This window comes from Actinoplanes sp. NPDC026670 (assembly GCF_040638175.1).
Taxonomy (GTDB): domain Bacteria; phylum Actinomycetota; class Actinomycetes; order Mycobacteriales; family Micromonosporaceae; genus Actinoplanes.
In genome coordinates this window covers 99,869-120,554 of sequence record NZ_JBEZXU010000009.1, presented here as the reverse complement: position 1 = coordinate 120,554, position 20,686 = coordinate 99,869, and the positions used below count along the sequence as shown (strand labels likewise).

Here is a 20,686-nt window from a genome sequence, read left to right as displayed (position 1 = left end):
GGCGAAGGCCGCAAGAGGCTCGCGTATTAGGGTGTCGAACACACGTTCGCGAGGGGGAGGCAGTCTGTGCGGGTGCTCGGCATCGATCCGGGGCTGACGAGATGCGGTGTCGGCGTCGTCGAGGGGATGCCGGGGCGGCTGGGCAAACTGATCGGGTACACGGTGGTGCGCAGCGATCCGGACGAGGACATCGCCCAGCGCCTGCTGCATCTGGACCGGACCCTGGCCACCCTTGTCGAGCAGTACCAGCCGGAGAGCGTCGCCGTCGAGCGGGTGTTCTCGCAGCACAACGCACGGACGGTGATGGGCACCGCGCAGGCCAGCGGGGTGGCGATCCTGGCCGGGGCACGGGCCGGGCTGCCGGTCCAGACGTACACGCCGAGTGAGGTCAAAGCGGCCGTCACCGGCTCCGGCACCGCCGACAAAGCGCAGGTCACCGCTATGGTGACCCGGTTGCTGAAACTGTCCGCGCCGCCCAAGCCGGCGGACGCGGCCGATGCCATCGCTATCGCCATCTGCCACATCTGGCGTGGGGGCACCCGCGCCCTTCAACAGGCCGCGGCAGTGGCCGCCGCCGCCCGCAGGAGCAGCCGATGATCGCCAGCGTGCGCGGTGTGGTCACCGCGATCCTCCACGACAGCGCCGTGGTCGAGGTGGGTGGTGTCGGCATGCGCGTCCTCTGCACCCCGGGCACCCTCGCCGGGCTGCGTACCGGCGCCGAGGCCCGGCTCGCGACGACGCTCATCGTCCGGGAGGACTCGCTGACCCTGTTCGGCTTCGCCGACGAGGACGAGAAACAGCTCTTCGAGCTGCTCCTGACGGCCAACGGGGTCGGTCCGCGGATCGCGCAGGCGGTGCTCGCCGTTCATCAACCGGATGTGGTACGCCGTGCGCTCGCCGGCGGTGAGGTCGCGGTCCTGACCGCCGTCCCGGGCATCGGCAAGCGCGGCGCCGAGAAGATGATCGTCGAGCTCAAGGACAAGATCGGCCCGATCCACCTGGCCGGGACGGGTTCGGCCGGCCTGCTCAACGGCGGCTGGCAGGAACAGGTCCGGCAGGGTGTGCTCGCGCTCGGCTGGACGGCGTCGCAGGCCGATCAGGCGGTCGCTGCGGTCGCCGAGACGATCGACGGTGAGGCCCCGCCGGTGCCGGTGCTGCTGCGCCAGGCGATCCGCCTGCTGGGCAAGACCCGATGAGCACCTTCTCGGGACACCTCTGCGGCGGAGGTGGCGCGATGAGCGCCTCTTCGGGACGCCTTGCGGCGGAGGTGGCGCGATGAGCGACGGCGAGCTCGTCTCCCCGGACGCCTTCGACGAGGAGCTGGACGCGGAGGCCAGTGTCCGGCCGCGCCGGCTGTCCGACTTCATCGCCCAGCACCGGGTCCGCGATCAGCTGGAGCTGCTGCTCAAGGCCTCGATGGGCCGGGGCACCCCACCCGACCACATCCTGCTGTCCGGCCCGCCCGGCTTGGGTAAGACCACCCTGGCGAACATCGTGGCGGCCGAGCTCGGCACCGGCATCCGGACCACCAGCGGCCCGGTGATCGAGCGGTCCGGCGATCTGGCCGCGATCCTGACCGGCCTGGCCCCCGGCGACGTGCTGTTCATCGACGAGATCCACCGGATCGCCAAACCGGCCGAGGAGCTGCTCTACAGCGCCATGGAGGACTTCCGGGTCGACGTGGTGGTCGGCAAGGGCCCGGGCGCGACCGCGATCCCGCTCGACGTGGAGCCGTTCACGCTGGTCGGCGCGACGACCCGGGCCGGCCTGCTGTCCGGCCCGATGCGTGACCGGTTCGGTTTCGTCGCCCACCTGGACTTCTACTCGCACGAGGACCTGGACGCTCTGCTGCACCGGTCGGCCCGGATCCTCGGGGTGCAGATCACCCCGGAGGGCTCGGCCGAGATCGCCCGCCGGTCCCGGGGCACACCGCGGATCGCGAACCGGCTGCTGCGCCGGGTGCGTGACTTCGCCGAGGTGCGGGCCGACGGCGTGGTGACCGAGGAGGTGTCGAAGGCGGCACTCCATGTCTACGACGTCGACGCCCTCGGTCTGGACCGGCTGGACCGGGCGGTGCTGCGGGCTCTGATCGAGTCGTTCAAGGGCGGTCCGGTCGGTCTGTCCACACTCGCTGTAGCGGTCGGCGAACAGTCCGACACGGTCGAGGAGGTCTGCGAGCCGTTCCTGGTCAGGGCCGGCTTGCTGGCCCGAACCCCGCGCGGCCGGGTCGCGACCGAGGCCGGCTGGGCGCATCTGGGGAAGGTTCCGCCTACGGACGGTCGCCATGGGGTGTTCCAGGGTGACCTGTTCGCCCGGGACGCGTGATCCGCGCAACTTATCCCCCGTGATGTGAACGTGACGTGTGCCGCATTCGTTATCTCCAGGTTGACCTATTAGACTCGCCGCCGTTCCATCCGGATTCGCATATCGCCGCGGCGCCCGCCCACCCGTTGCGCCGGCGGCTGACGGAAGGCCTTTTTTCGTGCGTGAGGCAAGCTATGCCCAAGCCGCCGGCGGCGGCGGTGATCTGTCGTTCTTCCTGATCATCGCGCTGTTCTTCGCCGTCTTCTACTTCTTCATGATCCGGCCGCAGCAGAAGCGGCGCCGTGAGGCCCAGGACATGCAGAACTCGCTCGGTCCGGGCGACCAGATCGTGACGATCGGCGGCCTGCACGGCACCGTCACCGGCATCGCTGACGGCGAGGTCCTTCTGGAGATCTCGCCCGGCGTCGAGGTGCGATTCGCGCGTCCGGCCATCGCCCGGGTCGTCCAGAAGTCCGGCGACCCCATTCCGGAGCCCGACGAAGTGCCCGGTGATGACACGGCGACGGTGACCGACGAGCCGGAGAGCCCCGTCACCGAGACCCGTAAGCAGGACTGACCCGCATTTCCCGTACGCACCGGCCGCGTTGAGGTTAGTAACGGGGCCGGTGCGTCAGCCCGCCGTTCGACAGTCGACGGCCGGTCAAAGACAGATGGCGCCGCGCCGTCGCGCGGCCGAAACACAGGGAGACCAAAAGCCGTGGCACGACCACCACAGGGACAAATGCATCCTGGACGCCAACTCGGCGTGCTCGGTCTGGTCTTCGTTGTCCTGTATCTGCTCGTCTTCTTCGCCGCGGGCGCCTCGGGCACCTGGAAGCAGCGCTTGGAGCCGAAGCTGGGCCTCGACCTGATCGGCGGCACGCAGGCCACCTACATCGCCTCCCAGCAGGGCGCTCCGCCCAACAAGGAGGACATGGAGACCGCCCGGGAGATCATCGACGCGCGGGTCAACGCGCTCGGTGTCTCCGAGGCCGAGGTGGTCATCCAGAGCGACAACACCATCGTCGTCTCGCTCGCCGGCAAGGCCGAGGAGCAGCTGAAGAGCCTGGCGCAGGCCGCGAACATGCGGTTCCGGCTGCTGACCGCGGTGACCGGCGACGTCTCCTCCTCCGCGGTGAACCCGCCGAGCGCGGCCCCGAGCGCCCCGGCCAGCGGTGAGCCGGCCGCCTCCGGGTCGCCGTCGGTCAAGCCGTCGTCCGGCGCCCCGAAGGCCTCCTCCTCGTCGGGTGGCCAGGGTGGCGGCGCGGAGGCGCCGAGCCCGAGCGTCACCCCGTCGGCCGAGCCGTCCGCGGCCGCCCCGTCGGCGTCCGCCTCGGCCGCGGCTCCGGCCCCGGTCACCGCGGACATGAAGGCCCAGCGTGAGGCCGTCGCCAAGAAGGTGGGCCCGGCCTGGGCCGCGGCTGAGAAGCTGACCACGCCGGTGGACCTGACCACCGACCCGACCGCGGGCCTGCCGTTCGCGGCGTTCGCGTCGCTGACCGGCGCCGAGGTCAACGCCCTCGACCCGCAGATGCAGTTCAACGTGCCGACGATCAGCTGCAAGCAGCTCGACCAGCGGCCGAACGGCGCGATCGACGACGTCAACAGCACGGTCGTCGCCTGCTACAACGGCGCCAAGGTGCAGCTGGACAAGGCCGAGGTGGTCGGTGACGACATCAGCGAGGCCGCGCCGCAGCTGGACAGCACCACCGGCCAGTGGGTCGTCTCGCTCGACTTCAAGAGCGAGGGCCAGAAGAAGTGGGCCGAGCTGACCCGTAAGGCGTTCAACGCCACCGCGACCGAGCCCTGCTACATCGCGGCCAGCGCGTTCGGCTCCTCCGGCGAGACGCATTGCTCGGTGGCCGTGGTCCTGGACAAGGAGGTCATCTCGGCCCCGCAGATCCAGGCCGTGCTGACCGGCCAGTCGCAGATCACCGGCGACTTCGATGCGGTGAGCGCCAAGAAGCTCGCCGACCAGCTCAACTTCGGCGCCATCCCGGTGACCTTCCAGGCCGGCCCGGCCCAGACGATCACCGCGACCGTCGGTGACCAGCAGCTGGAGGCGGGTCTGCTCGCCGCCGGGATCGGCCTCGGCCTGGTGGCCGTCTACGCGTTCTTCTACTACCGCATGCTCGGCCTGGTGATCTTCCTGAGCCTGGGCATGTCCGCCCTGCTCACCTTCGGCGCCCTGGTCTTCCTGGGCCGCTCGATCGGCTTCACCCTGACGCTGGCCGGCATCGTCGGTTTCATCGTCTCGCTCGGTGTCGCGGCGGACTCGTTCGTCATCTACTTCGAGCGGCTGAAGGACGAGATCCACGAGGGCCGGAGCCCCCGCGCCGCGGTTCCGCGGGCGTGGCAGCGGGCCAAGCGCACGATCCTTTCGGCGAACGCCATCACGATCATGTGTGCCGTGGTTCTCTACATCGTGTCGATCGGCCAGGTGCAGGGTCTCGCCTTCGCGCTGGGTCTGTCGACCGTGCTCGACCTGCTCGTGGTGTTCCTGTTCCGGCACCCGATCATGACGGTTCTCGCCAGCACCAAGGCGTTCCTGTCGCCCAGGGTCAGCGGCCTCGGCCGCGTTCTGCGCAGCAGCCAGACCGAGGAGCCCGGCTCCTCGCGCGTGAAGGAGGCCTGACATGGCCAATTCCTCGAGTCTCGCCAACCGCCTGTACCGGGGCGAGGCGAACATCAACATCGTGGGCCGCCGCAAGATGTGGTTCTCGATCGCCGGCGTGCTGGTGCTGATCGCCATCGGCAGCTTCTTCATCCGCAGCTTCCATCTGGGCATCGAGTTCGCCGGTGGCAGTGAGTTCTCGGTGCCGGCCCAGGTCGCCGGGAAGACCATCACCCAGGACGACGTGTTCAACGCGGTCCGCGACGCGGTCCACGCAGTGGATCCGAACGCGCAGGTCAACGCCGCGCAGCAGGTCGGCTCGGGCGCGGAGGCCAACTTCAAGGTCCGGGCGGCCGCGCTGAGCGCGGACGAGATGCGGGACGTCAAGCAGGCCATCGCCGACGACCTCGGTGTCCAGGAGAGCGACATCAGCGACCAGCAGGTCTCCTCGGCCTGGGGTGGCGCGGTCATCAACAAGGCGCTGCTCGGTCTGGCCATCTTCCTGGTGCTGGTGACCGCGTACCTGGTGGTCAGCTTCGAGTGGCGGATGGCCGCGGCGGCGCTCGCGTCCCTGGTGCTCGACCTGCTGATCACCGCCGGTGTGTACTCGCTGGTCGGGTTCGAGGTCACGCCGTACACCGTGATCGGCTTCCTGACGATCCTCGGTTACGCGCTGTACGACGTGGTGGTGGTCTTCGACAAGGTCCGGGAGAACACCCGCGGCATCACCGCCGGCAGCACCCGGACCTACGCCGAGGCGACCAACCTGGCCGTGAACCAGACCCTGATGCGCTCGCTGAACACCGGTCTGGTGGCGCTGCTGCCGGTCGGTGGCGTGCTGTTCATCGGCGCCGGCCTGCTCGGCGCGGGCACGCTGAAGGACCTCGGCCTGGTGCTGTTCGTCGGCATGGGCGTCGGTGTCATCTCGTCGATCGTGTTCGCCGCTCCGGTGCTCAGCTACCTGAAGGACCAGGAGCCGAAGATCAAGAGCCACAACGCCCGGGTGCTGGCCCGCCGGGCGCAGCGGTCCGACGACGTGGCGGCCGGCGAGCGTGGCCGTTCGGGCAACCGCACCGCCTCGGACGAGGTCCCGGCGTTCGCCGGCGGCACCACTCCGCGGCCGGGCGCCCGCCCGGTGGCCAAGCGTCAGGGTGGCGGGGCCGGCAACCGGCCCGGCGGCAAGCGCCGCTGATCCTGGAGTACGGACCACGGCCCGCCACCCCATCGGGGTGGCGGGCCGTTCCATTAGGCTGGCCGCCGTGAGTAGCGAGATGACCGGCGACAGCGGCCCGGAGATGGCGGCGCTGGTCGCCGGAGGCACGGTCGACGTGCCGGACTTCCCGAAACCGGGCATCGTCTTCAAGGACCTGATGCCGTTCTTCGGTGACGGGCCCACGTTCCGCAAGGTGATCGACGGCATCGTCGCGCACTGGGGCGCCGGGTCGTTCGACGTGGTGGCCGGGGTCGAGGCGCGCGGTTTCGTGATGGCGGCCGCGATCGCGTATGCGACGGGCACCGGTGTGGTCCCGGTTCGTAAGGCCGGCAAACTGCCGCGACCGGCCTTCTCCGCGTCGTACGGCCTGGAGTACGGCGAGGCCACCCTGGAGGTCAGTGAGGGCGCGTTCGTGCCCGGACAGCGCGTTCTGGTGGTCGACGACGTGCTCGCCACGGGCGGCACCGCGGGTGCGACGATGGACCTGGTCGAGCGGGCCGGCGGGGTGGTGGCCGGCTTCACCGTGCTGATGGAGCTGGGCTTCCTGGACGGCCGGGAGCGGCTCAGTCCCCGCAAGGTACACGCGCTGTTGACCGTTTGATCCGTCTTCGATGTTATTCGCCCGGTCGGGCCTGCTTATTCGTAGGTTCGGCCGGGGTATTCGGTGAGGCGGTGCGGGTAGGATGGGCGTTCCGAACAGACCAGATGATCCCGGCGAACGTGTGAGGAGGCCGGTGTCCAGCGACGTCGCCCCTCCGGCGGAGGGCACGGTGCAACCGACCCAGAGTCCGGGCGAGAGCCCGACTGGCGATCCTGAGACCACCCAGCCACTCGCGCCCGCTGACGAGCCCGGCAGCGGTTTCGCCGGCCTGGCGAGCGCGCCGACGGGGCGGCGGGTCCGCGCCCGGCTCGCCCGGTTCAACGCACCGTGGCAGAGCACGCAGGTCAGTGAGGTCCTGGAGCCGCTGATCGCGACGCACCGGGCCAGTCACCCCAAGGCTGACGGCCGGGCGCTGCAGAAGGCGTTCGACGTCGCGGCCCGCTGGCACTCCGGGCAGTATCGGAAGTCCGGCGATCCGTACATCACGCATCCGCTGGCGGTCGCGACGATCCTGGCCAACCTCGGCATGGACACCACCACCCTGGTCGCGGCGCTGCTGCACGACACCATCGAGGACACCGACTACTCGCTGGAGAGCATGCGCAACGACTTCGGCGCCGAGGTGGCGCTGCTGGTCGACGGTGTGACGAAACTCGACCGGGTCAAGCTCGGCGACGCGGCGAAAGCGGAGACGATCCGCAAGATGGTCGTCGCGATGGCCAAGGACCCGCGTGTCCTGGTGATCAAGCTGGCCGACCGGCTGCACAACATGCGCACCCTGACCTTCCTGCCCCGCGCCAAGCAGGAGCAGAAGGCCAAGGAGACGCTGGAGATCCTGGCCCCGCTGGCCCACCGCCTCGGTATGAACACGATCAAGTGGGAGCTCGAGGATCTGGCCTTCGGCACGCTGTTCCCCAAGCGGTTCGAGGAGATCAACCGCCTGATCGGGGAGCACCAGCCGCAGCGTGAGGCGCTGCTCCGGCAGGTCACCAACCGGGTGAGCCTCGACCTCAAGTCGGCGAAGATCAAGGCCGAGACGACCGGCCGCCCCAAGCACCTCTACTCGATCTATCAGAAGATGATCGTGCGGGGCCGCGACTTCAACGACATCTACGACCTGGTCGGCGTCCGCATCCTGGTCGACACGGTCCGCGACTGCTATGCCGCGCTGGGCGTCATCCACGCGAACTGGCAGCCGGTGCCGGGCCGGTTCAAGGACTACATCGCGATGCCGAAATTCAACATGTACCAGTCGCTGCACACCACCGTGATCGGCCCGACCGGCAAGCCGGTCGAGATGCAGATCAGGACCTTCGCCATGCACCGTACGGCGGAGTTCGGCATCGCCGCGCACTGGAAGTACAAGGAGCAGAAGGGCGCGACGATCGTCGGCCCGCCGGCGCACATCGACGAGATGACCTGGCTGCGGCAGCTGCTCGACTGGCAGCGGGAGGCGAGCGACCCGTCCGAGTTCCTGGACGCGTTGCGGTTCGACCTGTCCAGCCAGGAGGTCTACGTCTTCACGCCGAAGGGCGACGTGATCCCGCTGCCGACCGGCTCGACGCCTGTCGACTTCGCGTACGCGGTGCACACCGAGGTCGGGCACAAGTGCATCGGCGCGCGGGTCAACGGCAAGCTGGTGCCGCTGGAATCGCCGCTGTCCAACGGCGACGTGATCGAGATCTTCACGTCGAAGTCGGCCACCGCCGGTCCCACCCAGGACTGGCTCGGCTTCGTGAAGAGCCCGCGCGCCCGTACGAAGATCAGGCAGTTCTTCAACAAGGAGCGCCGCGAGGAGGCGATCGAGGACGGCAAGGAGGCGATCGTCAAGGCGATGCGTAAGCAGGGCCTGCCCCTGCAGCGCATGCTGACGAGCGAGAACCTCATGACGATCGCCCGCGACCTGCACCTGCCGGACGTGGCGTCGCTCTATGCCGCGGTCGGGGAGAATGCCGTCTCCGCGCAGTCGGTGGTGCAGAAACTCGTCGCCGGGTTCGGTGGCGAGGAGGGCGCGGTCGAGGACATCGCCGAGACCGCCGTCGCGACCCGCCCGCCGCGTAACCGCAGTTCCGCGCAGGACCCGGGTGTGGTGGTGAAGGGCGTCTCGGACGTCTGGGTCAAGCTGGCCCGCTGCTGCACCCCGGTGCCCGGCGACGCCGTCTTCGGGTTCGTCACCCGCTCCGGCGGGGTGAGCGTGCACCGCGATGACTGTGCCAACGCCGGGGATCTGCGTGACCAGTCCGAGCGGATGGTCGAGGTCAGCTGGAAACCGACGTCGGCGTCCACGTTCCTGGTGGCGATCCAGGTGGAGGCGCTCGACCGGCACAAGCTGCTGGCCGACGTGACCCGGGTGCTGTCCGAGGAGCGGGTCAACATCCTGTCCGCGACGGTGACCACCACTCGTGACCGGGTGGCGGTGAGCCGGTTCACCTTCGAGATGGCCGACCCGAAACACCTGGGTCACCTGGTCGCGGCGGTCCGCAAGGTGGACGGCGTCTTCGACGCCTACCGGGTCACCTCCGGCGCCTGACGACGACACGAAAATCGGGCGGGCCCTCGACTGGCGGGCCCGCCCGATTTTCGTACCCGAAAAGCGTCCGGTCCGGCGTCGAGTGCCGGAAAGCGGCAGGCCGACGTCGAGTATCGGAAGGCGACAGACCGGCGCCGAGTGCCGGAAGGCGACAGGCCGGCGTCGTGTCCGGAAAGGAAATCGGGCCGGCGCCGAGGGGTGAACCTCGATGCCGGCCCGGGATGTCTCCCGCCGGGGTCAGGCCGGGGTCAGCGTCATCGTCTTGATGAGGACCTCGGTCTTCGGCCGGCCGCCACCGGGCGACGGCTCGAAGGCGCCGTCGTCGCCGGCCTTGACTACGTTACGGACGATGTCCAGGCCCTTGTTGATGGTGCCGAGCAGCGTGTAGTTGGCCGGGAGCACGGTGTCCTCGGAGCAGATGAAGAACTGGCTGCCGGTGCTGCCGGGCTGGCCGGTGTTGGCCATCGCGATTGAGCCCGCCGGGTACGGCTTCTTCTCGTCGGTCGGCAGGTTCTCCTCGACCATGGTGTAGCTCGGCCCGCCGGTGCCGTCGGTGTCGCGGTAGCCCTCGCCGGTGGCGAACGGGTCGCCGCACTGGAGGACCTTGAAGCCGTCCTTGTTGACCAGCCGGTGGCACTTGGTGTTGTCGAGGAACTTCTTCTCGGCCAGGTGCTTGTAGCTGGCGCCGGTGCACGGGGCCTTGCTCAGGTCGATGTCGGCCGAGATGGCGCCGAGGTTCGTCTCGAACGTCAGGGTCGACTTGCCGGTGTTCGGCACGTTGACCGGCGGGAGGCCGACGTCCTTGACCTTGCCGCCACCCGATTCGTCAGCCGGCGTCCAGACGCAGTTGACGGTGCCGGGGCCGGCCGGCGGCACGTTCGCCGCGGGGTCGGCGCTGGCGGAGGAGTTCGGAGCGGCCGCCTCGGTGGTCTTGTCGTCCTTCATCGCCTGGACGATGAAGAAGGCCGCGCCGGCGATGACGACGACCGCGAGGGCCGAGCCGATGATCGCCTGCCGCTGCCGGCGCTTTCGGGCGGCCGAGGCGCGCTCGGCCATCTCCTTCTCGAGCCGGGCCCGCGCCGCCGCGCGCTGCCGGTCCTTGGTCGACGACACGGTCTCCTCCATGCTGCTGTCTCTACCTTCGCTCACGACTGGGCGCCTGTTGAGGGAGCGACACTGGCCGCAGCGGACGGGGCCGGGGCCGCGCCGACGGTCAGGGTCTTGATGGTGATCTTGTCCTTGGGCTTGACCTTGTCACCGGCGCTGTTCTCCACAGTCGGGACCTTGGCGATGGCGTCCAGGGTGTCGAGACCGCTGGTGACCTTGCCGAGGATCGAGTACTGCGGGTCGGCGGTGGCGAAATCCTTGTGGAAGATCAGGAACTGGCTGCCGTTCACACCCTTGGGGTTGCCGACCACGGCGACGGTGCCCTTGGGGTAGAGCACGGTCGCGGCGGGCGCCGACGAGGCGCTCGGCTCCGGGGTGGGTGCGGCCGGCGGGTTCTCGTCGTAGTAGCTGTAGGTCGGGCCGCCCTGACCGGTGCCGCTCGGGTCGCCGCAGCGCAGCGCGCCCTCGGCGGTGAGCTCGTGGCAGTCGGTGTTGTCGAAGAACTGCTTGCCGGCCAGGTACGAGAAGCTGGCCGCGGCACAGGGCGAGCTGGCCACGTCGATGTCCACCACGATCGGGACACCCTTGTCGGTGCTGATCGTCATGGTCTCGGTGCCGGAGTCGGGCAGGCCCTTGCCCGGCGGGGTGCCGACCTCCTTGAGGTCGGCGTTGCTGTCCACGCTCAACGGCGTCCAGAGGCACTGGTCGAGGGCGCTGGTGTCGGTGGCCGCCTCGTCCTCGTCGAAGGCGCCGCCGATCCAGGCGCCGCCGACAGCGACGAGCAGGACGGCGAGGGTGGCGCCGACGCCCGCCGAGACCCGGCGGCGGCGGCTCTCACGCTCAGCCCGGCGAGCCTGCTGCCGGTCGAATTTGGCCCGCGCGAGCTTGCGCTGCCGGTCCTTGCTGGAAGCCACCGAACGCTGTCCTTCCCTGCCTGGGATCACAGGAACGCCTGCCCGGAATCACAGGAGCACCTCTACATGTCAAGGGGTGCGGCACGCCACACGCCCGCAAGAGTGTACGGGTACCTCCTGAGAAAGTGGCGTGCGCCCGCCCGGCTACTCTCGTTACGATTCGCACCCAGATTCCTGAGAGGTAACCACGTGCTCGTCACCGGCTTTCCGGCCCAGGCCTTCGGCACCAACTGTTATGTGGTGGCCGCCGGTCCGGGAGAGCAGTGCCTGGTGGTCGACCCGGGCATCGGGGTGCTCGGCCAGCTCGAGGAGACCCTGGCGCAGCACCGTCTGTCGCCGGCTGCGGTCCTGCTGACGCACGGGCACCTGGATCACACCTTCTCGGTGGCGCCGGTCTGTGGCGCGCGGGGCATCACCGCCTACGTGCACCCCGCCGACCGGGAGATGCTGGCCGATCCGGCGAAAGGTCTGAGCGCCGACCTGACCTCGATGTTCGGTGGCCGTCTGCCCTACACCGAGCCGGAGGACGTGGCCGAGCTGACCGACGGCGCGGTCCTGACGATCGCGGGCATCGAGGTGACGGTCGACCACGCGCCGGGCCATACCGGCGGGTCGGTGCTGTTCCGCCTGCCGGGTGCGGGCTCCTCGTGGGACGCCGAGGAGCTCTGTCTCTCCGGGGACGTGCTCTTCGCGGGCTCGATCGGGCGCACCGACCTGCCGGGTGGCAGCACCCCGACGATGATGGCCAGCCTGCGGGACAAGGTCCTGCCGCTGGCCGACGAGACCGTCGTGCTGCCCGGCCACGGACCGGCCACCACCATCGGCCGTGAGCGCGCGTCGAACCCGTACCTGCGGGATCTGATCGCCGCGCCCGGCCGCTTCCTGTAGTCGTTTCCGGTAGGAGAGACACCAGTGCCCATTTCCGGCTTCCCCGAGTGGCTGCCGCCCCAGCGCATCATCGAGCAGCAGGTGCTCGACAAGATCAGATCCACATTCGAGCTGTACGGCTACGCCTCCCTCGAGACGCGCGCCGTCGAGCCGCTGGACACCCTGCTCAGCAAGGGCGAGACCTCCAAGGAGGTCTACCTGTTGCACCGCCTGCAGGAGGAGGAGAACGCCAGGCGTGAGGACCAGCTCGGCCTCCACTTCGACCTGACGGTGCCGTTCGCGCGGTTCGTCCAGGAGAACAACGGCAAGCTCCAGTTCCCGTTCAAGCGCTACCAGATCCAGAAGGTGTGGCGTGGTGAGCGCCCGCAGGAGGGCCGCTACCGGGAGTTCCTCCAGGCCGACATCGACGTGGTGAACCGGGACACCCTGCCGTTCCACTTCGACACCGAGATGCCGCTGGTGATCGGCGACGTCTTCAAGTCGCTGCCCATTCCGGACGCGACGATCCTGGTCAACAACCGCAAGGTCTGCGAGGGCTTCTACCGGGGCCTCGGCCTGGCCGACACGGCGCAGGTGCTGCGTACAGTCGACAAGCTCGACAAGATCGGCCCGGAGAAGGTGGCGGCCGCCCTGGTCGAGACGGCCGGCGCGACCGACGCGCAGGCAGCGGCCTGTCTGGCGCTGGCCGCGATCTCGGCGACCAACGGCTCGTTCGCCGACCGGGTCCGCGCGCTGGGGGTCACCGACCCGCTGCTCGACGAGGGTCTGGCCGAGTTGCTCCAGGTCGTCGAGACGGCCAACGAGCACGCGCCGGGCCTGGTCCGGGCCGAGCTGAAGATCGCCCGTGGGCTCGACTACTACACCGGCACGGTGTACGAGACGATGCTGAAAGGCTACGAGCGGTTCGGTTCGATCACCTCGGGTGGCCGGTACGACAACCTGGCCTCGGTCGGCAACACCCGGTTCCCCGGCGTCGGCATCTCGATCGGGGTGTCCCGGCTGCTCGGCCTGCTGTTCGGGCAGGATGCGCTGACCGTCTCCCGGTCGGTGCCGACGTGTGTGGTGATCGCCCTGGCCAGTGACGACAAGCGGGTCGAGTGCGACCGGATCGCGTCGTCGCTGCGCCGCCGGGGGATCGCGACCGAGGTGGCGCCGACGGCGGCGAAATTCGGCAAGCAGATCCAGTACGCCGACCGGCGCGGCATCCCGTACGTCTGGTTCCCCGGGGAGCCGGACACGGTGAAGGACATCCGGTCCGGGGAGCAGGTGGAGGCGGACGCGGCGACGTGGCAGCCGCCAGCCACCGACCTCTACCCGAACGTGTCGGCGCGCTGACGCTGCGTGATGCTGGTCCGGCGGTTACCGTGAGCGGATGCCGCTGGACCAGACCGCGCTGCTGATCGAGCTGGAGCCCGTCGTCGCCACCAACCTCGACCGGCACCTGGCGCTCGCCAAGGAGTGGTTCCCGCACGAGTACGTGCCGTGGAGCGAGGGGCGCACCTTCGACGGGCTGCTCGGCGGGGAGCCGTGGCGGACCGACGACTCGAAACTGCCGGACGTGGCGCGGACCGCGCTGATCGTCAACCTGCTGACCGAGGACAACCTGCCCTCGTACCACCACGAGATCGCCACGCTCTTCGGGCGGGACGGCGCCTGGGGCACCTGGGTGCACAGGTGGACGGCGGAGGAGGGCCGGCACGGCATCGCGATCCGTGACTACCTGACCGTCACCCGCGGTGTGGACCCGGTCGAGCTGGAGCGGGCCCGGATGGACCACATGCAGTCCGGGTACGTGAACGTCAACGGCCACGAGATCATGCACTCGCTCGCCTACGTGGCGTTCCAGGAGCTGGCCACCCGGATCTCGCACCGCAACACCGGCAAGGCCACCGGCGACCCGATCGCCGAGCAGCTGCTGGCCCGGGTCGCGGCGGACGAGAACCTGCACATGGTCTTCTACCGCAACCTGCTCGCGGCGGCCTTCGAGCTGGCGCCGGACCAGGCGATGCGGGCGGTCACGAACGTCACGGCGAACTTCCAGATGCCGGGGGCGAACATCGCCGGGTTCGGCCGCAAGGCGGTCCTGATCGCGCTGGCCGGCATCTACGACCTGCGCCAGCACCGGGACGAGGTGCTCCAGCCGGTGCTGCGCCAGTGGAACGTCTGGGACCGTACCGATCTGCGTGGTGACGGCGAGCGGGCGCGGGAGGAGCTGGCCGCGCAGATGAGCGAGCTGGACACGCAGGCGGCCCGGTTCGAGGAGAAGCGCGACGCCCGGCGGAAACGGCTCGGCGAAAGCTGAGTTGCATTCGGATTGGCCGGATGTTTCGGTTTTGTTCCGATTAACCTCAGCAGTGTGGAGGGGAACAGCCGGCTGTTGATCATGGGTGGGGCTGCCGGTCCCGCCCTGCTGGGCCGGTTCGTCGAACTGGCCGGGGCAGCCGCAGCCCGGATCGTGGTCATCGCGACGGCCAGCGAATCTCCGGAGACGACAGCTGACGCGTACCGCGAAAGGTTCGAAGGTCTCGGCGCCGGCGCGGTCCGCGCCCTGCCTCTCGCCTGCCGTGCCGACGCGAACGCCGCCGCGACCGAGGCCGCGCTGCGTGACGCCACAGGCGTCTTCTTCACCGGCGGCGACCAGGAGCGGATCATCACCGTCCTGGGCGGCACCGCCGTCGACGCGTTGCTGCACACGCTGGTCGCCGAGGGCCGGGTGATCCTCGCCGGGACCAGCGCGGGGGCGGCGATGATGTCGGCCACCATGATCACCGGCGGGGACCGCCCCGGAGTGGCCGCGGACAGCGTGCGCACCGGACCCGGGCTCGAATTCCTGCCATGCGTGCTGATCGATCAGCACTTCGCCGAGCGGGGCCGGCTCAACCGGCTGCTCAGCGCGGTCGCCCGCTACCCCCATGAGCTGGGTGTGGGCATCGACGAGGACACCGCCATCCTGACCGGGGGCGACAGTTTCGAGGTCCTCGGCAGCGGGGCGGTGACGGTGGTCGACGCCGGCGCCGCGACCGACATCCGGGTTCCGCCGTCCGGGCCGATCGCGCTCGCCGGAGCCCGGATCCACGTGCTGCCGGCCGGCTGCACCTTTCACCTCACGGGCCGCCGACCCGTCACCGGCCCGCCTTCCCCAGAACGGGAACGAGCCGCATGAAGATCGAAAGCCTGCGCCGTCTGCGTGGCCCCAACGTCTACCTCTCCCGGCCCGCCGTGGTGGCCCGGCTCCACCTCGGCGACCTGGCCGGAGTGGAGACCACCGACGTCACCGGGTTCACCGAGCGCCTGCTCCGGGCCGTGCCGGGCCTGTCCGAGCACCACTGCGCGGCCGGCACGCCGGGCGGCTTCGTCAGCCGGCTGCGCGGCGGCACCTACTTCGGGCACGTCACCGAGCACGTCACCATCGAGCTCTCCCAGCTGATCGGCCGGGAGATCAGCTTCGGGCGGACCGTCGGCGCCGGGGAGACCGGCGCCTACGACGTGATCATGGAGTGCCCGGTCGACGAGTCACCCGAGTCGTCGGTGCCCGGCGAGTTGTTCCGGGCCGCCATCGACCTGGTCCTGGAGGTGCACGGCGGCGCCGGCCCGTCCGCCGCGGTGTTGTCGAAGCGCCTCACCGGCCTCGCCGGGCTGGCCGAACGCGAGGCCACCGGGCCCAGCACCAGGTCGATCATCGCGGCCGCCCGGCGGCGGGGCATCCCGGTCGAACGGTTCGACGACCTCAGCCTGCTCCGGCTCGGCTGGGGGCACCGGCGCCGGCTGGCGTGGGCCGCGATGACCGACCGGACCAGCGCCGTCGGCGTGGACATCGCCGGGGACAAGCACGTCACCCGGCGGCTGCTCGACGAGGCCGGCGTGCCCGTCGCGCCGGGCGGCGCGGCCGCCACCGTCCAGGACGCCCTGCGGCTGTTCGGTGAGCTGACCGCCCCGGTGGTGGTGAAACCCCGGCACGGCCGCCAGGGACGCGACGTGGCCCTGCACCTGGGCACCGCGGAGGAGGTGGCCGAGGCGTTCGCCGCGGTCGGTGGCGAGGCGGTGGTGGAACAGCAGCTCGACGGGCGCGACTACCGGGTGCTGGTGGTCTCCGGCGAGGTGGTGGCGGCCGCCGAGCGGGTCGCCGCCCACGTCACCGGCGACGGCACGGCCACCGTCGCCGAGCTGGTCGAGCGGGTCAACGCCGACCCGCGCCGCGGTCCCGGGCACTCCCGGGTGCTGACCCGGATCGACCTCGACGAGACCACCGACCGGGTGCTGCGCCGTGCCGGGCTGAGCCGGGAGTCGGTCCCGGCCGAGGGCGGCACGGTCTGGCTGCGCGACACCGCGAACCTCTCCACCGGCGGCACCAGCCGGGACGTCACCGACCAGGTGCACCCGGACGTGACCCGGCTCTGCCAGCGGATCGTCGCGCTGACCGGCCTGGACATCGCCGGCATCGACCTGCGGCTGCCGGACATCGGCGCCCCGCTCCAGCCCGGCGGCGAGCCGGTCACCGCCGGGGTGATCGAGGTCAACGCGGTGCCCGGCCTGCGCATGCACCTGGCGCCGGCACACGGCCGGCCCCGGGACGTGGGCGACGCGATCGTCCGGGCGATGTTCCCGAGCGGGTCCGACGGCCGGATCCCGGCGGTCGCGGTCACCGGCACCAACGGCAAGACCACGGTCACCCGGCTGATCGCCCACCTGCTGGCCGGCAGCGGCATGCGGGCCGGGGTGACCAGCACCGACGGGGTGGTCATCGACGGGCGTACGGTCCAGGTCGCCGACGCCACCGGGCCGCGCTCGGCGCAGATGGTGCTCGGCGACCCGCACGTCGAGGTGGCGGTGCTGGAGACGGCCCGGGGCGGCCTGCTGCGGCGCGGGCTCGGCTACGACTGGTCGGACGTCGGGGTGATCACCAATATCACCGCCGATCACCTGGGCCAGGACGGGCTGGACTCGGTCGAGGACCTGGCGCACGTCAAGGCGGTGGTGGCCGAGCGGGTCCGGGACGGCGGGACGCTGGTCCTCAACGCCGACGACCCGTGGGTGCGCAGCCTGGCCGACCGGCCCCGGGTCCGGGCCGACCGCAAGCGCCTGGTCTGGTTCTCGCTGGATGCGGAGAGCCCGGTGCTGACCGAGCACCTGGCCCGCGGCGGGGCGGCCTACGTGCTGCACGACGGCTGGCTGGTGCAGGCGACCGGGGCGCGGCGGACACCACTGGTCCGGCTGGCCGAGGTGCCCGGGGCGTACGGCGGAGCGGCCCTGCACGTGGCGGCGAACACGCTGGCCGCCATCGCCGCCGCCCGTGCTCTCGGCGCCCGCCCGGAGAACCTGGCCGACCGGCTCGCCGAGTTCGACCCGGCGGTGGCCAACCCGGGCCGGGGCACCCTGTTCCGGCTCGGTGACGTGTCGGTCTTCGTGGACTACGCGCACAACCCGGCCGCGCTGGCCGCCACGCTGCGTACCCTGCACCGGCTGTGGGGCCCGGAGCGCTGCGTGGCCGCCGTGACACTGCCCGGCGACCGGCGTGACGACCTGCTGGCCGCCTCGGCGCAGGTGCTCGCCGACGGCCTGACCCGGGTGGTGCTCTACGAGGACACCGATCTGCGCGGCCGGCCGGCCGGTGAGGTGTCCGGACTGGTGGAGAAGGAGATGCGGGCCCGCCGTCCGCAGCTCACCGCGGTTCGGGCGGACGGCTACCGGGACGCGGTGACCGCGGCGCTGCGGCTGGCCGTACCCGGGGAGGTGGTCCTGGTGATCTACGAGAAGTGGGCGCCGGTGCGGGCCTGGCTGGCCGAGCTGGGCGCGGCGCCGGCCGGTGGGATGCCGGTGCGGGCCGGGGTGGCGGCGCTGCCGTCCCGCCATTCGGCACGCAGGCTGGCCGGAACGCCTGTCCCGAGTTGACAGATCATGGACAGGTTTGATCTCCCTGCGTAGTGATCCTCTGACCTTGGGTGATCCGCTCCGTTATGAAGTCACTCGATTGGTTGAGAGCGAAAGTTCTGACGAAGCGGGCATTCGGTGCACTCTTGGTCACGCTGCGCGTCCGGAGTACCTCTAAAGGGGGGATCACAAGGGCCGACGCACCGTAACGACGCGCAGGTGGATCGCAATGTGACGGGTCGAACTGGCGGCTGATAGGGACTAACATCCTCGCCGTCGATGGGGGATGCTCGGAGTCCGATGGTCGGGCCCGACTCGCCCGGCGTCGGACGGCATGGCGGTGCGGTCCGGCGTTTTCCTCTTGAAGCGCGCATGTGGGGGCACATGAGCACGGCGGACCTGCCCGGTTCGGGATTGCTCGCCGGTCGTTACCGACTGGTCGAGCGTCTCGGCGCAGGCGGGATGTCAGTGGTTTGGCGTGGGTTCGACGAAGTGCTCGGGCGACAGGTCGCGGTCAAGGTCCTGCCACCGTCGACGAGCGCCGACCCGTCGTTCCGGCGCAGGCTGCGGGCCGAGGCCCAGGCCGCGGCGCGGCTCACCCATCCACACATCACCAATGTGTACGACTACGGCGAGGCCACCACGGTCGACGGTGAGCCGGTGCCGTACGTCGTGATGGAGCTCGTCGACGGCGAGTCGCTGGCCGCGGTCCTGGCCCGGGTGCGGACCCTGCCGTGGCCCACCGCCGCCCGGATCGCCGCCGAGGTCGCGGCCGCCCTGGCGTCGGCCCACTCGCGCGGCATCGTGCACCGCGACGTCACCCCGGCCAACGTGATGCTCACCCCGTCCGGCGCCAAGGTGGTCGACTTCGGCATCTCCGCCCTGATCGGGGAGAACGACACCGACCCCGACGGCAGCCTGATGGGCACCCCGGCCTACCTCGCTCCCGAGCGGCTGGAGGGCGGCCAGGTCAGCCCGGCCACCGACGTCTACGCGGTCGGCCTGCTGATCTACCGGATGCTGATCGGCCAGCTGCCGTGGGATGTCGGCACTACCACCGCCCTGCTGCGCGCCCACCAGTATGTGGAGCCCGAGCCGCTGCCCCCGGTGGACGGCCTGCCCCACTCGGTCGACGCGCTGATCGCCCGCTGCCTGGAGAAGCTTCCCGGTGACCGGCCGTCCAGCGCCGAGCTGGCCGGCGCGCTGGCCACCATCTCGGCCGGGGCGCCGCTGGTCACCTCCGGCTTCGACGCGGACTGGGAGGACGGCGAGGACACCTTCATCCTGCCGTCCGGGTACCCGTACTCCGGGTTCGGCCCGGCGGCCGCCGCTGCGGCCATGGCAGCCGGTGACCGGACCACCATGGGCGCCGACCCGTCCACCGCCCCGAGGCCGGCCCAGCACGCGTCGGCTCAGCACGCGTCGGCTCAGCACGCCGCTGCGGCCGCTCCGGCGCCGTTCATGCCGCCCGCCCACACCACCGCCTCGCCCCCGCCGCCGTTGCGGCACGTCGCCGGCGGCCAGTCGCCGTCGTCGGCGCCGCCGGCCGGCCGCCCGCCGAACCGCACGCAGGGCCGGATCCGCCGGATCGTGGTGGTCGCCGGCACGGTTGCCGTGCTGAGCGCCCTCACCTACGGCTGGACGGCTCTCGGCGGCCCGCGCACCGGCGATCCGCAGGCCAACGGGACGCCCGGTCCGGCCGTGGTCCCGCCCACCGGCGAGTGCGTGGTCAGTTACGCGGTCTGGTCGGACGACGGCGTCCGGTTCAAGGCGCAGGTGACCCTGGCCAACCGGGCCAAGACCCCGATCACCGGCTGGAACCTCTGGTTCCTGATGAACGGCGACCAGGTCTTCTCCGGCAACGGCAAGGTCGCCCTCACCCAGCAGGACCGGGTGGTCACGGTCGCCTCGGAGGCCTCGATCCAGCCGCAGCGCACCGTGACGATGCAGCTCACCGGGCGCTACACGGAGAGCAACCAGGCTCCGCTGGTCTTCAAGCTCAACGACGACACCTGCGAGACGTATGTGTCGGAGAAGCCGGGCGAGCCGGCGCGGCCGGTCGAGATCCTGGAGAACGGCCAGGCTCGATTCGCCGACCCGGACACGTCACCGGCCATCTCGGTCGGCCCGAGCGGCAGCGTGATCATCAAGCCGACGCCGACCGGGACCGGTTCGGTGAAGCCGAGTGTGAACCCGCAGCCGGGCACCTCGACCACGACGGCCGGGACCGACCCGACCGGCGGCACCACCACGTCCACCACCCCGCCGCCGCCCTCGCTGCCGCCGTCGCCGGTTACCAGCACCGACAATCCGGGGGTCGGCGAGACCACGACCCCGCCGGTCACCACCACGCCGGCCACGCCGCCCACCCGTAACGACGACTGCGACGAGGAAGTCGACGTCTGCCCGACCACCGGCTCGTAGGAACGGGCAGGTAGTCCGGCCGATCGGCGGCGGAAAACCGGAGGCCGAAGGTCCGACCGTAGCGCTACGGTGAACCTAGACCGACAGGCGCTTCTGCTCCGATCCGGGAGTCCGGATTGCGGCACTTTGGCACGGCGTGGCTGCCGGCCCGTGTGGCACCCGAGCGGATGATGGGCGAGAGCCCGGGTACATCGTGGTGTCAGCCGAGTTCAAGCAGGTCGTC

The 20,686-nt window shown here is 70.7% G+C and carries 16 protein-coding genes; 14 read left to right on the top strand and 2 right to left on the bottom strand.

Annotated features, from left to right (window positions below; all coding sequences use genetic code 11):
- Positions 1-66: 66 nt before the first annotated feature.
- The 8 genes from ruvC to AB0E94_RS11620 all read left to right on the top strand — a co-directional run bounded on the left by ruvC (position 67) and on the right by AB0E94_RS11620 (position 9,262).
- A complete protein-coding gene (gene ruvC, locus AB0E94_RS11655) occupies positions 67-597 on the top strand; it encodes a crossover junction endodeoxyribonuclease RuvC (RefSeq protein ID WP_360325340.1) in 531 nt (176 codons plus the stop codon).
- Positions 594-1,196, top strand: coding sequence for a Holliday junction branch migration protein RuvA (gene ruvA, locus AB0E94_RS11650; protein ID WP_360325338.1), 603 nt, complete (start codon positions 594-596; stop codon positions 1,194-1,196). Before ruvC ends, ruvA begins: the two co-directional genes overlap by 4 nt.
- A 79-nt stretch (positions 1,197-1,275) precedes the next feature.
- Positions 1,276-2,325: a Holliday junction branch migration DNA helicase RuvB gene (ruvB, locus tag AB0E94_RS11645; RefSeq protein ID WP_360325337.1), complete on the top strand. Its 1,050-nt coding sequence runs from the start codon at positions 1,276-1,278 to the stop codon at positions 2,323-2,325.
- A gap of 157 nt (positions 2,326-2,482) precedes the next feature.
- A complete protein-coding gene (yajC, locus tag AB0E94_RS11640) occupies positions 2,483-2,881 on the top strand; it encodes a preprotein translocase subunit YajC (RefSeq protein ID WP_360325335.1) in 399 nt (132 codons plus the stop codon).
- 165 nt (positions 2,882-3,046) lie between these two features.
- On the top strand, positions 3,047-4,939 hold the full coding sequence (gene secD / locus AB0E94_RS11635) for a protein translocase subunit SecD (RefSeq protein WP_360325334.1): 1,893 nt from the start codon (positions 3,047-3,049) through the stop codon (positions 4,937-4,939).
- 1 nt (position 4,940) lies between these two features.
- Positions 4,941-6,110: a protein translocase subunit SecF gene (gene secF / locus AB0E94_RS11630; protein WP_360325332.1), complete on the top strand. Its 1,170-nt coding sequence runs from the start codon at positions 4,941-4,943 to the stop codon at positions 6,108-6,110.
- Positions 6,111-6,189: 79 nt separating this feature from the next.
- A complete protein-coding gene (locus tag AB0E94_RS11625; RefSeq protein ID WP_317797370.1) occupies positions 6,190-6,732 on the top strand; it encodes an adenine phosphoribosyltransferase in 543 nt (180 codons plus the stop codon).
- Positions 6,733-6,865: 133 nt separating this feature from the next.
- Positions 6,866-9,262 (top strand): bifunctional (p)ppGpp synthetase/guanosine-3',5'-bis(diphosphate) 3'-pyrophosphohydrolase, encoded by a 2,397-nt coding sequence (locus AB0E94_RS11620; protein ID WP_360325330.1) that lies wholly within the window; start codon positions 6,866-6,868, stop codon positions 9,260-9,262.
- Positions 9,263-9,499: 237 nt separating this feature from the next.
- On the opposite strand, the gene AB0E94_RS11615 is transcribed toward AB0E94_RS11620, so the two are convergent.
- Together AB0E94_RS11615 and AB0E94_RS11610 are read right to left on the bottom strand one after the other, a co-directional pair.
- Positions 9,500-10,387 carry a peptidylprolyl isomerase gene (locus AB0E94_RS11615; RefSeq protein WP_360325329.1) on the bottom strand — a complete coding sequence of 296 codons (888 nt, stop codon included), beginning with the start codon at positions 10,385-10,387 and terminating at the stop codon, positions 9,500-9,502.
- Between the two features lie 20 nt (positions 10,388-10,407).
- Entirely contained in the window at positions 10,408-11,283 is an 876-nt protein-coding gene (locus AB0E94_RS11610; protein ID WP_360325327.1) for a peptidylprolyl isomerase, read from the bottom strand.
- Positions 11,284-11,472: 189 nt separating this feature from the next.
- Between AB0E94_RS11610 and AB0E94_RS11605 the strand changes: the two genes are divergently transcribed.
- The 6 genes from AB0E94_RS11605 to AB0E94_RS11580 all read left to right on the top strand — a co-directional run bounded on the left by AB0E94_RS11605 (position 11,473) and on the right by AB0E94_RS11580 (position 20,463).
- Positions 11,473-12,171 carry an MBL fold metallo-hydrolase gene (locus tag AB0E94_RS11605; protein ID WP_360325326.1) on the top strand — a complete coding sequence of 233 codons (699 nt, stop codon included), beginning with the start codon at positions 11,473-11,475 and terminating at the stop codon, positions 12,169-12,171.
- A 24-nt stretch (positions 12,172-12,195) separates the two neighbouring features.
- Positions 12,196-13,506: a histidine--tRNA ligase gene (gene hisS / locus AB0E94_RS11600; protein WP_360325324.1), complete on the top strand. Its 1,311-nt coding sequence runs from the start codon at positions 12,196-12,198 to the stop codon at positions 13,504-13,506.
- A gap of 37 nt (positions 13,507-13,543) precedes the next feature.
- Positions 13,544-14,473: an acyl-ACP desaturase gene (locus tag AB0E94_RS11595; protein WP_360325322.1), complete on the top strand. Its 930-nt coding sequence runs from the start codon at positions 13,544-13,546 to the stop codon at positions 14,471-14,473.
- 54 nt (positions 14,474-14,527) lie between these two features.
- Entirely contained in the window at positions 14,528-15,334 is an 807-nt protein-coding gene (locus tag AB0E94_RS11590) for a cyanophycinase (protein WP_360325321.1), read from the top strand.
- Positions 15,331-18,060, top strand: a complete 2,730-nt coding sequence (gene cphA, locus AB0E94_RS11585; protein WP_360325320.1) for a cyanophycin synthetase — start codon at positions 15,331-15,333, stop codon at positions 18,058-18,060. The genes AB0E94_RS11590 and cphA overlap by 4 nt, the downstream gene beginning before the upstream one ends.
- Positions 18,061-18,423: 363 nt before the next feature.
- Positions 18,424-20,463, top strand: a complete 2,040-nt coding sequence (locus AB0E94_RS11580) for a serine/threonine-protein kinase (protein WP_360325318.1) — start codon at positions 18,424-18,426, stop codon at positions 20,461-20,463.
- Positions 20,464-20,686: the final 223 nt, after the last annotated feature.